At 68.2% G+C, this 13,823-nt stretch carries 14 protein-coding genes and 1 pseudogene; 5 read left to right on the top strand and 10 right to left on the bottom strand.

The genetic code is table 11. The features are described from left to right. The first annotated feature begins 129 nt into the window (after nt 1–129). Nucleotides 130–1,140: a substrate-binding domain-containing protein gene (locus IFR11_RS05510; RefSeq protein WP_191915493.1), complete on the top strand. Its 1,011-nt coding sequence runs from the start codon at nt 130–132 to the stop codon at nt 1,138–1,140. An 88-nt stretch (nt 1,141–1,228) separates the two neighbouring features. Here IFR11_RS05510 and IFR11_RS05505 read toward each other — a convergent pair whose 3' ends face one another. Then, complete coding sequence (locus IFR11_RS05505; RefSeq protein ID WP_191915492.1) at nt 1,229–2,707, bottom strand: MDR family MFS transporter; 1,479 nt, start codon at nt 2,705–2,707, stop codon at nt 1,229–1,231. Nucleotides 2,708–2,779: 72 nt separating this feature from the next. Here IFR11_RS05505 and IFR11_RS05500 point away from each other — a divergent pair, with 72 nt between their 5' ends. Beyond that, nucleotides 2,780–3,400, top strand: coding sequence for a TetR/AcrR family transcriptional regulator (locus IFR11_RS05500; RefSeq protein WP_055832857.1), 621 nt, complete (start codon nt 2,780–2,782; stop codon nt 3,398–3,400). A 4-nt stretch (nt 3,401–3,404) separates the two neighbouring features. Here the strand turns inward: IFR11_RS05500 and IFR11_RS16545 are convergent, their stop codons facing one another. The 8 genes and pseudogenes from IFR11_RS16545 to IFR11_RS05465 all read right to left on the bottom strand — a co-directional run bounded on the left by IFR11_RS16545 (nt 3,405) and on the right by IFR11_RS05465 (nt 9,035). Then, nucleotides 3,405–3,776, bottom strand: a complete 372-nt coding sequence (locus IFR11_RS16545) for a nucleotidyl transferase AbiEii/AbiGii toxin family protein (RefSeq protein WP_191915491.1) — start codon at nt 3,774–3,776, stop codon at nt 3,405–3,407. A gap of 143 nt (nt 3,777–3,919) precedes the next feature. After that, nucleotides 3,920–3,988 (bottom strand): annotated as a pseudogene (locus tag IFR11_RS16865) (hypothetical protein); the annotation flags it as partial. An 84-nt stretch (nt 3,989–4,072) separates the two neighbouring features. Then, on the bottom strand, nt 4,073–5,332 hold the full coding sequence (locus IFR11_RS05490; RefSeq protein WP_191915490.1) for a COG4705 family protein: 1,260 nt from the start codon (nt 5,330–5,332) through the stop codon (nt 4,073–4,075). Between the two features lie 65 nt (nt 5,333–5,397). Then, on the bottom strand, nt 5,398–6,153 hold the full coding sequence (locus IFR11_RS05485; RefSeq protein WP_197978795.1) for a COG4705 family protein: 756 nt from the start codon (nt 6,151–6,153) through the stop codon (nt 5,398–5,400). Between the two features lie 13 nt (nt 6,154–6,166). Further along, the gene (locus IFR11_RS05480; protein ID WP_342030248.1) at nt 6,167–6,823 is read right to left on the bottom strand and encodes a VTT domain-containing protein; all 657 of its coding nucleotides are present in this window, start codon (nt 6,821–6,823) and stop codon (nt 6,167–6,169) included. Nucleotides 6,824–6,965: 142 nt separating this feature from the next. Further along, entirely contained in the window at nt 6,966–7,316 is a 351-nt protein-coding gene (locus tag IFR11_RS05475; protein WP_191915488.1) for a hypothetical protein, read from the bottom strand. An 82-nt stretch (nt 7,317–7,398) separates the two neighbouring features. Beyond that, the gene (locus IFR11_RS05470; RefSeq protein ID WP_191915487.1) at nt 7,399–8,349 is read right to left on the bottom strand and encodes a sensor histidine kinase; all 951 of its coding nucleotides are present in this window, start codon (nt 8,347–8,349) and stop codon (nt 7,399–7,401) included. After that, nucleotides 8,349–9,035 (bottom strand): response regulator transcription factor, encoded by a 687-nt coding sequence (locus tag IFR11_RS05465; protein WP_191915486.1) that lies wholly within the window; start codon nt 9,033–9,035, stop codon nt 8,349–8,351. The genes IFR11_RS05470 and IFR11_RS05465 overlap by 1 nt, the downstream gene beginning before the upstream one ends. Before the next feature lie 127 nt (nt 9,036–9,162). Here IFR11_RS05465 and IFR11_RS05460 point away from each other — a divergent pair, with 127 nt between their 5' ends. The 3 genes from IFR11_RS05460 to IFR11_RS05450 all read left to right on the top strand — a co-directional run bounded on the left by IFR11_RS05460 (nt 9,163) and on the right by IFR11_RS05450 (nt 12,014). After that, complete coding sequence (locus IFR11_RS05460) at nt 9,163–9,867, top strand: response regulator transcription factor (protein WP_244630594.1); 705 nt, start codon at nt 9,163–9,165, stop codon at nt 9,865–9,867. Then, nucleotides 9,864–11,264, top strand: a complete 1,401-nt coding sequence (locus IFR11_RS05455; RefSeq protein WP_191915485.1) for a sensor histidine kinase — start codon at nt 9,864–9,866, stop codon at nt 11,262–11,264. Before IFR11_RS05460 ends, IFR11_RS05455 begins: the two co-directional genes overlap by 4 nt. A 177-nt stretch (nt 11,265–11,441) precedes the next feature. Then, complete coding sequence (locus tag IFR11_RS05450) at nt 11,442–12,014, top strand: LPXTG cell wall anchor domain-containing protein (protein ID WP_191915484.1); 573 nt, start codon at nt 11,442–11,444, stop codon at nt 12,012–12,014. Between the two features lie 353 nt (nt 12,015–12,367). Here the strand turns inward: IFR11_RS05450 and IFR11_RS05445 are convergent, their stop codons facing one another. Beyond that, entirely contained in the window at nt 12,368–13,795 is a 1,428-nt protein-coding gene (locus tag IFR11_RS05445; RefSeq protein WP_070409153.1) for an alpha/beta hydrolase, read from the bottom strand. Between the last annotated feature and the right edge of the window lie 28 nt (nt 13,796–13,823).

Genomic DNA, 13,823 nt, shown 5'->3' with positions numbered 1-13,823 from the left:
GAGGGTGGAGCCGGTTGCCCGGCACAATCTGAATCGTTTCAGATTGGATGCCAGTCACTGTAGGGTGAGCCCGACGACGCGGTCAAGTCGGGATCGCGCCGAGACCGGATCGTGACGTGAGGAGGCGCCGTGTCGATCAGCATCCGCGACGTCGCCACCCTCGCGGGCGTCTCGGTGGGCACCGTCTCGAACGTGCTCAACAGACCCGACGCCGTCTCGGCCGCCTCGATCCAGCGGGTGAACCACGCCATCGAAGAGCTCGGGTACGTGCGCAACGACGCCGCCCGGCAACTGCGCGCGGGCGTCAGCACCACCGTCGGCTTCGTCGCCCTCGACGGGCGCAATCCCTTCTTCGCCGACGTCGTCGGCGGCGCCGAGAACGAGGCGACCGCGCGCGGCCTGGCGCTCCTGCACGGCAACAGCGACGAAGACGCCGCGCGCGAGACGCTGTACATCGACCTCTTCGAACAGCAGATGGTGCGGGGGTTGCTCATCGCCCCGTTCGGCGACGTCACCGCCCGACTCACCCGGCTGCGCTCGCGCGGCATCCCCTCGGTGCTCATCGACCGGTTCTCGGGTGACGCGCGCTTCTCGTCGGTCTCGGTCGACAGCGTCGCCGGGGGCCGACTCGCGGCCGAGCACCTGCTCGCGACCGGGCGCCGCCACCTCGCGTTCGTCGGCGGATCCTTCGACATCCGGCAGGTGACCGACCGCCTGGCCGGCGCCCGCAGCGCCGTCGAGAACAGCGTGCATCGCGCGAGTCTCGAGGTGGTCCCCACGCACGCGCTCACCGTCGACGAGGGCGTCGCCGCCGGTCGACGCCTGCTCGCCCGCGACAGACCGGACCGCCCCGACGCGGTGTTCGCCGCGAACGACCTGCTCGCCCTGGGACTCCTGCAGGGACTCGTCGTCGACGGCCGCATGCTCGTCCCCGACGAGATCGCCGTGGTGGGGTTCGACGACATCCCGTTCGCCGCCGCCGCGGCGGTGCCCCTCACCTCGGTCCGTCAGCCCAGTGCCCTCATCGGCGGCACCGCGATGCGCATCCTGCTCGACGAGGCCGACGACCCCGACCGCCCGACGCGGCAGACGGTGTTCGCGCCCGAGCTGGTGGCGCGGGCGTCGACGGGGGTGCCGTAACGGGGGCGTCGGCGCGCCGCCCGAGCACGACGAAACGCCGCTCCCGCGCGCACCGTCGGACGGCCCGCGCGGGAGCGGCGTGGAGACGTCAGTGCGCCGGCATCGCCTCGGCGTCGTCGACCTGGGCCGGCGTCCGCACGAACGCCGCCAGCACGATGACCGCCAGCGACAGGCACGCCGCGACGAAGAACGCGGTGTGGATGCCGGATGCCGTGGCATCCACGGCCGATGCGCCCCGGTCGGCCACGGCCGACGCCGCGCCCACGGTCATGAGCGTGACGAACACCGCGGTGCCCGCCGCGCCCGCGAGCTGCTGCACGGTCGACACGATCGCGGAGCCGTGCGGGTAGAGCCGGCGCGGGAGCGATCCGAGCGCCGCGGTCATGAGCGGCGTGAACATGAACGCCAGACCCAGGCTCAGCAGGCAGTGCACGGCGATGACGAAGCCGACGGGGGTCGAGGTCGACAGGGTCGCGAAGCCCCAGAGCGCGACGCTGGCCACGATCGCGCCCGGCAGCACGAGCGGGCGCGCGCCGAACCGGTCGAACAGGTTGCCGACGAGCGGGGCCATGAGCCCCATCAGCAGACCGCCCGGCAGCAGCATGAGGCCGGTGGGCAGGGTCCCGAGGCCCAGCACGTTCTGCAGGTACAGCGGCAGCAGGATGAGCACGCCGAACAGCGTCGTCATCGCCACGACCACCAGCACCACGGCGACGCTGAAGGTCGAGTGCCGGAAGACGCCGAGGTTCAGCAGCACGCGGTCGGTCGCGCCGAGGCGCAGCTGACGCACGATGAACGCCACGAGCGCGACGGCGCCCAGGACCAACGGCATCCAGACGGGGACGATCTCGTGACCGCTCGCCGCTTCGCCGATGCTCGACAGGCCGAAGATGATGCCGCCGAAAGCCAGGGCCGACAGCACGACCGAGAGCACGTCGAGGGTCACGCGGCGCGTGTCGGTGAGGTTCTGCACCCACCGGGCGCCCAGGGCGATCGCGACCAGCGCGATCGGGATCATGACGATGAACATCGCCCGCCACGGGAAGACCGACAGGATCAGACCCGAGACGGTGGGACCGACGGCCGGGGCCACCGAGATCACGATCGAGATGAGCCCCATCATGCGTCCGCGACGGTGGGCGGGAACGACGTTCAGAACGGTGGTGAACAGCAGCGGGATCATGATCGCGGTCCCCGACGCCTGGACGACGCGGCCCAGCAGCAGCACGCCGAACCCGGGGGCGATCGCGGCGATCACGGTGCCGAGGGTGAACAGCCCCATCGCGGTGAAGAACAGGGTGCGAAGCGGGAAGCGCTGGATGAGGAACCCGGTCGTGGGGATGACGACGGCCATCGTCAGCAGGAAGGCCGTGGTCAGCCACTGCGCGGAGGCGGCGGTGATGTCGAGCTCGCGCATGAGCTCGGGAAGGGCGACGCCCATGATCGTCTCGTTCAGGATGACGACGAAGGCGGCGACGACGAGCAGCGCGATGACGGCGCCGGGGCGCACGGCGGGCTTGACGCCGGCGCCGGGCGGGGCGGTGGGGACGGTTCCGGTGGAGACCATGGAGGACCAATCTGAGCAGGAAGAGACAACTTGGCAGCTACTGCCAATAAGACATCGACTACTGTATCGGACATGAGCCCCCTGTCAGCCCCCGCGGGTGGAGGTCTGCGCGACCGACGCCGCCGCGAGACGGCGGTCGAGATCTGCGCGGCCGCCCTCGACCTGTTCGAGCAGAAGGGCGTCACCGGCACCACGGTCGACGAGATCGCTGCCCGCGCGGGCGTCTCGCCCCGCACGTTCTTCCGCCTGGCCGGCACGAAAGAAGACGCCGTCTTCATCGACGACGGCCGCTTCGCCGAGGCGCTCGCCGGCGTCGGCGCGCCGGGCGACGACATCGCCGCACTCACGACGGCGCTGCGTGCCGTCTTCGCGCGCGAGCTGCGCGGTCTGGATGCCGATCCTCAGGCGCGCGAGAGGTTCCTCCGCGTGCGTCGGCTCATCGGCCACGAGCCCGCGCTGCTGGGTGCGGCCGTGCGCCGCGAGGCCACGTCATCCGACCGCTTCATCCCCGAGATCGCCGAGCGCCTCGAACGCCCCGACCTCGACGTGCGCGCCGCGCTCGGCCTCGCCGGCCTCGAGATGCGCACGACCCTCGACGAGTGGGCACGCCGCCACGACCGCGGCCAGGCGAGCAGCCTGGTCGACCTGCACCGCGAGGTGCAGCAGCAGATGGGCCGAGCCGCCGGCGCCTGACCGCTCAGGTCTCGCGCGTGGGCGCCTCGGCTCCCCCGGCGGCGGATTCCAACGCCGCCTCGACGACAGCAACGGCCACGTCCGGCGTGACCCGCACGAGGCACTGATGCCCCAGAGCGCGAGTCCACTCCGTGTGCGTTGGCACATCCACGAAGCTGACCTTCGACGCACTGGTGAGGGGGCCGAGCCGTCGGAAGATGTCGAGCGCCTCGCCCGTGATCTTCGACGCTTCGGCGAGGGCCCAGAGGTCGTAGAGATCGCGAGCGGCACCGCGATCACTCCACGCTGCCAGCTTCGACGCCACGAACGACGCGGCCGTGAGAACGCGAAGGCGCGCCGGCGGAGCATCTCCGTAACGCTGCTCGATGGACACCACCTCGGTCGGCAGGCAGGATAGCCGACCGCCGAAACCAACTGCACTTGGATTCGCGTCTCCCCCACCTGCAGAACGGAAGCATGAGGATGTCGCGACTCAGTGAGCCGCGGAGTGAACTGCACGGCGCCGAACAGGCGCCCCAGTCGCCGCGAGAGAATGCCCTCGATCTGTTGCGCGACGTGTCGCCGCTCACCCAGGGCGATGAGATCGATGTCTTCGGACAGCCGAGTCTGCGGGAGGTGCGTTCGAGAGAGCGCCGTTCCGCCTGTGGCTGTCTCGTGAACGTTCGATTGTGATCAAGCCCCGAGCGTGGTCAGCAGGGTCTGCAGCGCCCTCTGCTCGGTGGCCGGGTCGGGAGTACTGGAGCGGACGGAGGAAAGGACGGGATCGATCTTCTGGTCGATGTAGGTCCAAGTGCCGCAGTCTGCCGCGTTGAGAGCATCCTGGTTGTTGTCCCAGGCAGTCTCGAGCTCGGTGGCCCGTTTGCTGGCGCCGGCCCGATCCCCGCTCTGCACCGAGGTGAGGATGTCGGTCGTGATGGTGCGGAAGTCGTTCATGGCGGTGACCGAGAAGTGCGCGGCAGCATTGCTCGCGGCTTGGTCCTGGGTGAGCGTGGAGGTGTCGCTGCAGCTGGGGCCGGGGCCCTCGTCGGCCAGTGCGCTCGCGTGGGGCTGGCTGTTCGTGTAGGTCAGCAGTGCGACGGTGGCGATCGCGACGATGGCCAGGATGCCGAGCGTCGCCCGTCGGCGTCGGGGTGTCGTCGCGGGTTCCGGTGCGTTTCGGTCGCGTTCCACGATGTCGGTTTTGCTGACGGTGAGGTAGATCACGGTGGCGAGGATGGCGGCTAGGAAGATCAGGCTGGTGGTGAAGGTGCCGAGGCCGATGCCGCCTTCGGCGGGGGTGAGGCCGAGCCAGTCGCCGATGTTCGCGCCGAGGGGGCGGGTGAGGATGTAGGCGATCCAGAAGGTGAGCACGGGGTTGGCGCCGTAGCGCCAGAGGGCGGTGACGATGCCGATGAGCACCAGGGGAAGCAGGATGGACAGGCCGGGGCCCCAGCCGGTGAGTTCGAGGGTCCAGTCGCCGAGGGCGGTGCCGAGAGCGAAGGTGACGAGCACGGCGACCCAGTAGAACGCTTCGCGGGGGCGGGTGACGATGCTGTGGATCGAGAGGGTGCGTTCGCGGGCGAACCAGATCGCGAACACCACCGCGAGAGCGGCGGCGAAGACGGCCGAGCTGACCGCGAGTGGCACGCCGGCCTGGTCGGTGAGGATGTCGGTGTAGAGGGTTCCGGTGATGCTGAGCACCACGACGGTGAGCCAGTACGCCGCGGGCCGGTAGCGGGTGAGACGCAGTTGGACGGCGAGGACGATGACGGTGACGACGGTGAAGATGATCGCGGTGGCTACCAGGCCCACGCCGAGGGCCATGTTGATGTAGTCGGCGAAGCTCTCTCCGACGGTGGTGCAGAGGATCTTGATGATCCAGAACCAGATGGTGATCTCGGGGACTTTGCTCAGAAGCTGCCGAGTCGTGGGTGTGGTGGCGTGTGCGCTCATGCTCTGACGTTCCCAACCGGGGTTCCGGGCATCCTGCGAACGGCGCCCTCACCGTCTGAGACTTCTCACACGATCGGGCTCTCCACGCCGGATCGGAACGGCTGTCGGCTGAGCACGGCGACGCAGACGGCGATCGCGGCGGCGAGAACGAGGCTGACCGTGCCGGTGCCGACGCCGATGCCTCCGCGGTCGGGGCCGACGCCAAGCCAGTCCGCGAAAGACGCCCCGAGCGGCCGGGTCAGGATGTACGCCACCCAGAACGCAACGATCGGATTGACGCGGAAGAAGGCGTAGGCGACGGCGGGGATGCAGATCGCCACGAGGAACAGCAGCCCCGATCCGAGGTAGCCGAGCCCGAGCACGTGGGCGGCCCAGTCGCCGGCGGCGGTGCCGAGCGCGAAGGTGGTCAGCACGGCCGCCCAGTAGAACGCTTCCCGGCGGGGCGTGTCGATCGCGTGGATCGACAGGGTGCCCTCGGTGCGGTACCAGAGGAGGAACACCACGGCGAGGGCGATCGCGAAGCCGGCGGTCGAGACCTCGTAGGGCACCCCGAACTGCACGTGCACCACGTCCGCGGCCATCGTGCCGAACACGCTCACAAGCACCACGGCGAGCCAGTAGACCCACGGCACATACCGCCGGGTACGGAACTGCAGCACCAGCGCCCCGACGAGCAGCACGAACGCGACGGCGACCCCGATGACGGGTTCGATGCTCGTCACGACGAAATCGGAGGTCGTCTCCCCCATCCCGGTGGTGAGCACCTTCGTCACCCAGAACAGCACGGTGATCTCCGGCACCTTGCTGCGGCTCAGGTCCATGCGCTTCACGCGCTCACCCACGGTCGGCACAGGCGGCGACATCGCCTTCCCGTTCGCGCTTGTCAGCGCGACGCTCCCGCACGACGGCGATGGCGATCGGGATGACCGACACCACGACGATCCCGACAGCGATGAGTTCGACGTTGTCGGCGACGACCGGGATCTTCCCGAGGAAGAAGCCGGCCACGGCCAAAAGCAGCGCCCAGGCCAGTCCGCCGATGCCGTTCCAAAGCAGGAAGCGGCGGTAGGGCATGCTCGACATGCCCACCACCGGCGGCACGAAGGTGCGGACGACCGGCACGAACCGGGCGAGCACCAGCGAGTGCGCCCCGTACTTCGCGAAGAACGCATCCGCTTTCTCGAGGTAGCGGGCTTTCAGGATGCGCGCGTCCGGCTTGAACAGCCGCCGGCCGAAGCGGCGGCCGATCGCGTACCCGACCGTGTCGCCCACGATCGCGGCCACGGCGACGCCCGCGACGAGCAGCGGCAGAGGGAGCCCCAGCGACCCGGTGAGCAGCGCCGCGGTGAAGATCAGCGAATCACCCGGAAGGAAGGGGAACAGCAAGCCCGTCTCGATGAAGATGATGCCCATGATCACCGGCAGCACCCAGGGACCTGAGCCCTCCAGCAGTGCGGTCGGATCGAGAATACCCCCGGATTGGATCAGCACGCGCGCCCTTTCGAAGTGGATGGCTGGTGCTCGCAGACTAGGCACCGCGGGTGCGAGAAGAGGCCGGATGCGGGGGCCGCGTTCCTGAAAGAACTCTCAGACGGACGGGCTCCTCGGCGCGGCGCCCGTCCGCCCCCGGGGACTACTTCGTGGTGCTGGTGGTGTCGTCGGCGGTCTCGCCGTCGTTGGTGCCGTCCTCCACACCGGTGCTGTCCTCGACCTCGTTGGGGTCGTTCGCCTCAGTGGGGTCTTCGGTCTCGGTGGCGGCATCGGCGATCTCGCCGTCGTTGGTCCCGTCCTCGATGCCGGTGTCCGTGCCCGTGTCGTCGGCGGTCTCGCCGTCGTTGGTTCCGTCCTCCACACCGGTCTGGCTGATCGTCGGGTCGGGCGTGGTGTTGGAGGCCTGGGCGGGGATGGAGACGGCCAGGCCCCCACCGATGAGGAGGACGGCGGCTCCGATCGATCCGAGCGTCCACGTGGTTCGCTTGTTCATGACTTCTCTCCTTCGTCGAGCACACGGAATTCGTGCATGGTCTGACGGTACGAACGTGTCGATGAGATGAGCGTGAGAGGCATCAGCGCGCGTCCAGCTTCGGAAGCTCGATCGTGGCGAGAGTGCCGCGCCGAGTCTCGGAGTCGATCGCCACACGGCCTCCATGAGCGGTGACGATCTGTCTCACCAGTGGCAGGCCCAGTCCGTGGCCGGGGATGGACTGCACGGAGTCCGCTCGCCAGAACCGGACGAACGCGCGGGACTGGGTGCCGGGCGGGAATCCGGGACCGTCGTCGGCGACCTCGATGATCGCCAGACCTGCACGCTCGGTCACGCGCACCCGGACGACACCGGATTCCGGGGTGAACTTAGAGGCGTTCTCGACGAGGTTCCCGACCGCGCGGGTGAGCAGCTCGCGCGAGCCTCGGACGATCGGGTCGCCGTCGAAGTCGAGCGTCAGAGTCGGCCGGGACCGGTCCCGGTCGCGGGCAGGGATCGCGCCGAGAACGATCTCCTTCACCCTGACCAGGCTGAAGGTGTCTTCGATGCGTCGGTCGCCGGCCCGGCCGAGAAGCAGCAGGTCGCTGGTGAGGCGTCCCATCTGCTCGACGGTGTCGAGGCTCCGCCGGATGGCGGTGACGTACTCGGTGCTGGAGCGGGGTGTGAGCAGCGCCAGCTCCAGCTCGCCGGAAATCACGCTGAGCGGGGTGCGGAACTCGTGCGAGGCGTCATCGACGAACCTCTCCTGCGCCTCGTACGCCAGCCGCACCGGCGCGAGCGTGCGGCGGGCCATAACATAGCTGACGGCAGGCACGAGCACCACGAGGATCGCGAAGCTGACCTGGAGCCCTGTGCGCAGCCCGGAGAACGCGACCTCGGCCGCGTCGACGGCGATGGCGGTGTCGCCCTCGGGTGGGTCGTAGTCAAACACGGTGGTGACGAAGAGGTAGATGGCGACCGCGAACGCCCCGAAGACGGTCAGCTGCACGACGGAGAAGAACACGCTGAGCCGGAGGATGGCCCGGCGGAACATCACAGATGTGTCCGCACGAGATAGCCGGCGCCTCGACGGGTCTCGATGAACTCGGTCTCGGACGTGCCCTGCGCGGTGAGTTTCCGGCGGAGGTAGCGGATATAGGTCTGCACCACGTTGCTGCCTCGATCGCTGTTGGTGTCCCACGCGTGGTCGAGCAGATCAGAGGTGGAGACCACGGTTCCGGCGTTTCGCATCAGATACTCCAGCACCGCGAATTCCTTCGCGGTGAGCGGGAACTCCCGACCCGAGCGGTAAGCCCGCCGCAGCCCGGTATCGAGAGTGACGTCCCGCACAGCGAACACGGGCGCGATCGCTTTCGGTGCCCGCCGCAGCAGCGCCCGCACCCGGGCGAGGAGCTCGTCGAGGTGGAACGGCTTCACCAGGTAGTCGTCCGCTCCCGCATCCAGTCCTCGCACCCGGGACCGGGTCGAGTCCATCGCGGTGACCATGAGCACCGGCACATCGGTGTTGACGCTGCGGATCCGCCGGCACAGTTCCACGCCCCCGCCCACCATGCCCGGCAGCATGAGATCCAGGAGCACGAGGTCGTACACGTCGGTCTCGAATGCGAACAGCGCCTCCACGGCATCCGCCCTCAGATCGACCGGGTACCCCGATTCGGTCAGGGCGCGGCGGATGATGTCTGCGATCCGCCGATCGTCCTCGACAACCAGAATGCGCATCCCACTCCCTCCACGAGACCACCAGGCTCCGACCCTACGTAGCGCGGCCAGGCGACTCCTGCGATCCGAGGGCGTCGACCATGAGAAGACCTTCAGACACCCCGCTGAGCCGGGCCGAGCAGGAAGAATGGCCACCATGACCGCTGTCTCGGATCGACCCGTACGTGTGCTGGTCGTCGAGGACGACACCCAGCTAGGCCCCCTCCTGGTGCGGGGCCTAGCGGACGAGGGTTACGACGCGACCTGGCTCGAAGACGGCACCTCTGCTCTGACCGAGTCGCAGGGGACCGACTTCGCGGTGGCCGTGCTTGACGTGATGCTTCCCGGGATGTCGGGGTTCGAACTCTGCCGCCGGCTCAGAGACGCGCACCCGACCCTGATCATCCTGATGCTCACCGCCCGAGACGACGTCGACGACCGGGTCAAGGGCCTGGACTCCGGAGCCGACGACTACCTCGTCAAACCCTTCGCCTTCACCGAACTCGCGGCACGACTCCGCGCCCTCCGCCGACGCGAAAACCTCACCACCAGCCCCCGACTCGAGATCGCAGAGTTGCTCATCGACAGCCACGACCACACGATCACAGCCAGTGGCGATCCGGTACCGCTCAGCCCGAAGGAGTTCGCACTGCTTCGGCTACTGGCCCAGAACCTCGACACGACTCTCCCGCGGGAGCAGATCCTGCTTGAGATCTGGGGAACCGTGCAGCACACCGACCCGAACATCGTCGATCAATACATCAGCTACCTCCGCCGGAAACTCGACCCCGTTCACACCGGAGTCACGCTTCGCACCGTCCGCGGAGTCGGCTTCCGCCTGGAACGACCATGATGCAAGCGCTCGCGCGACTGTCGATCCGAGCGCGCATCACAATCGGCACCCTGCTGATCGCAGCCCTGTTCTTCACCGGCGTCGCCATCGTCGTGCGCCAGCAGGTCGACACCATCCTCCAGAACGCCACCTACGACGTGCTCACCAGCGACGCCACCCCCTTCGAGACCGCCATCCAGCAAGAACCCGACGACCCCGTCGACAACCCCGGCGAAGGACAGCTCATCGCCGTCATCGACCCCACCGGCGCCACCCGCACCTCCACGTTGCCCGCCACCATCGTCGCCCAGCTCGACTCGATCGACCGTGAGCAGTCAGGGCCCCAGTACCTCACCGTAGACAGCACCAACTTCGTGGTCGCCATCGAGAAGGTCACCTCCCCCATCGGAGAGTGGACCATCATCTCCGCACGCAATGAAAACGCATCGAAGCAGGTGCTCACCGACCTCACCGCAGGCCTCGTCATCGGCCTGGGCGCGCTGACCCTCCTTTTCGGGATCGTCTCCTGGGCTCTTACTGGGGCAGCCCTCCGCCCCGTCACCCAGCTCCGCCGAAGCGCCGACACCATCGTCGCCACCGACTCGGACACGCCGCTCCCCGTAGGGCCGGCGAACGACGAGATCGCCGACCTGGCCGCGACCCTGAATGCGCTGATCACGAAGCTGCGCGCATCCGCCGCCCGCGAACGCCAGATGGTCTCCGACGCCAGCCACGAGCTCCGCACACCGCTGGCCGTCCTCCAAGCCCAGCTCGAACTCCTCCGCACCGGAGACCGCACCCGACTCGACACCGACCTCCTCGAAGCCGAGCGCGCCGCCGTACGTCTCAACCAACTTGTCGACAGCCTTCTCGAACTCTCCCGCTTGGACAGCGGCCGAAATCCGACGCCGGCCACGGTGGGTGAACTCGTCGACGAAGCTGGAGAAGCCCTCGACCGCGCACGCCTCTCCGTAGCCGGCGACCCGGTCGAGATCGAGCTCACTGTGCCCGAGCCTGCCGCGCCCAACGGCCGGGTCTCGATGGCGCCACTTCTTTACGGCCGAGTACTCGACAACCTCCTGGCCAATGCGCTCGACGCACTGGACGGCGATGGCAGGATCACCGTCACCCTGACGGTCGAAGTAGACCACTTCGTCACCACCGTCGTCGACACCGGACCTGGGATGTCACCGGAGTTCCTACCCCAGGCATTCGACCGCTTCTCCCAGGAAGACCATTCGCGAACAACCGGGCACGGCAGCGGACTAGGCCTCGCGATCGTGGCCGCTGCAGCCGCAGCTGCCGGAGGAACAGCCCAGCTCGCCAACGCCGCAACTCAGGGGCTGATGATCTCCGTCGCGCTGCCTATCCTCAACACCCATGGAACACCAATTCGCGGTCATATACCTCCGCAATAAAACGGCAATAAAACTCCGCAACTTACAAGCGTGGTGCGACCGCCGGATGGTGCGTCTCAAAAAGCTACTTTTTTTCGAGATGTGGAGAAGAGCGCTCCACCCGGTACCTGGCGCGCGTTCGTCGCTGCCAAAGAGGCTCACCCGGCACAGCATGACCCCGTTACACAATGGAGACGCTTGGTCGCCCTCGGCCGCTGTCCTCGCCACCTGTGGACTGATAGAAATCTCATCGGGCTCAGCCCCAGCGCTACCACGAGCGAGCCGATCGGGACGACCGAAGCCGCGCCCGACGGCCTGGTCGTGCACCTCGAGCCCCTGACCCTCCGCGACTGCGTCGTCTCCGGAGAGATCCGAGTGGTCGCGACCGCGACGCTCGACGGCGACAGCGACTACACGCCGCCGATCTCGCGCTGGTACGACCTCGCCGAGTTCGTCGACGGAGGAGACATCCCGCTCGCTGTACCCGCCGGCAGCTACTTCGTCTTCGCCGAGTACATCGCCCGCGCCGAGGGCGAGCCCGACCTCGAGCACTCCTTCTACGTCCACTACGTCGACGGGAACCCCGCCTATTTCGTCGTGCCACCCATGCCTGCAGCCACCACCCCGACGGCCCACCCGGCCGCGACGACGCCCGGCGCGCGCCTCGCCCAGACCGGAGCGGATGCGTCCGCACCGCTCCTCGGCGCCGGCGTCCTGCTCGCTGCCGGTGCCGCACTCCTGATCGGACGCCGGCGAGCCGCACGGGCCTGACGAGAGGTCGGGGTGTCCGTGCGGCGATGACTGCGGCGGGCACCTCGACGCTCTCCAGCACTGCAACTTCACCCGCGGCCGAAGCGCGGTGTCGCCTGAGCAAATTCCAGCGAATGGGTACGACTAATCGGCGGCACTTGACGACAGGTAGCAATCACCGAAAGCCGCCACGGAGCAGGCAACTCCACAGCGGAAATCCGCGGTAGAACCGCGACATCTACCGCCGCGAGAACACCGATCGGATCGCCCTCCAAATGCGTCCCGGTGAACGATCCCCTTACGGGACGCCACTGGTCATCGGACCGCGCTTCCCGCAACGGCACGGACGGCGGACGGCGGTGCAGGTTGGGTGGTCAGAGGCCGAGTGCTGACAGGAACGCGAGCTTCTTCTCGTTGTAGGTGTCGGTCCAGGTGCCTGGCATCGCCATATAGCCGTGGCCCAGGATCGCCGAGCTCGCAGGCGGGACGTCGACGGCGTTCGTCACTCCGAGCTGGTCAAGGCGCTCGTGCAGGTTCTCGGCCTGATCCGGGAACGTGCCGGTGTTGCCGTCTGCGATGAAGGTGGCAGGGAAGTCTGCGGTGACGTGGTTGGTGATGGACGCTTCCTCGTTCAGGGCCGTAGAGGTGCCGACGTAGCTGCGCGCAGACAGCCCGAAGATGAGGTCCTTCACCGGTTGCGGGGTCTGCGTTTCGCCTGTCTTCTCCAGCTCGAGCGCAGGACTGTCGAGCACTACTGCTCGCAGAGCGTCGCCGATGACCGGTTGCACTCCGATCTGAGCGGCGTAGGTCGGGTTGGTCTGGATGTTGGCGAATTGGCCGGCGAGCTGTCCGCCGGCGCTCCCTCCTGCGATGACGACGTCGGACATGTCGAGGCCGTACTGCTGGGCGTTCTGCTGGAGGAAGGCGACTGCCTGCGAGATCTGCTTCACCTGCGTGGGGTACTCGACGGTCGGGGCGAGGCCGTAGTCGAGGCTGACGAAGTTGAATCCGCCGTCGAGGACGGGGTCTGTGGTGACGGCGAACCCGCCACCGGGTGCGTTCGGGTCGCCGTCGGATTTGGTCCCGCCGATCCATCCGCCGCCGTGGATGTAGATGTAGGTGGGGCGGGTGACGGATGCGTCGTCATCGGCGATGTAGACGTCGAGATAGCTGCTGGGGTACTCATCGCCGTATCGGACGTCGCTCGTGAGTCCGTCTCCGTTCGCGGTCACGCTGACAGCTCCTTCGGTTCCTCGGGGCTGGAACGACGGTGTCTGACCGGCGGCGGCTTGGATCGGGATGGCCACCGCGGCGGGGGCAGCGGCGACCAGGAGGACGACAGCGGAGGTCGCCGCGGCGAGGACGACGAGGACGCTGCTCACGACGCTCTGCAGGATGCTGAGGAGGGATCGAGCCGGCGGAGTCTCACGCTCCTGCGCGAGGGCGCGGCGGCGCGTTCTGCTCAGCTTCCCGAAACCGGCGAAGCAGGAGAAGGCGACCACCAGCGCGAACCCCAGGGCCAGCGCCCATGCGGGGTACCAGGCGGTCACGAGCCACACGATCTGCGCGCCGGCGCTGATGATCGCCGAGAGGATCGTCACCCACGCGGCCTTGCTGCCGTGCGGGCGGCGCCAGGCCACAACTGCGGCGAGCAGGCCCACGAGCAGGAAGGATCCCGCCGGTGGGTAGCGCACGAAGAACGGCTCGATCCAGGCGACGAGGAGCACGTAGAGGCCGACGACGAGCAGCGCCCAGCGGGTCCATCGGGGGCGTTCGATGCGGGTGGGAGTGGGGTCGATCACGAGTCCTCCAAAGTTGCGGTTTACTGCA

Origin of the sequence: Microbacterium sp. CFBP 8801, from assembly GCF_014839455.1 — a bacterium.
Lineage (GTDB): Bacteria > Actinomycetota > Actinomycetes > Actinomycetales > Microbacteriaceae > Microbacterium.
This window is presented reverse-complemented; position numbering and strand designations above follow the sequence as displayed.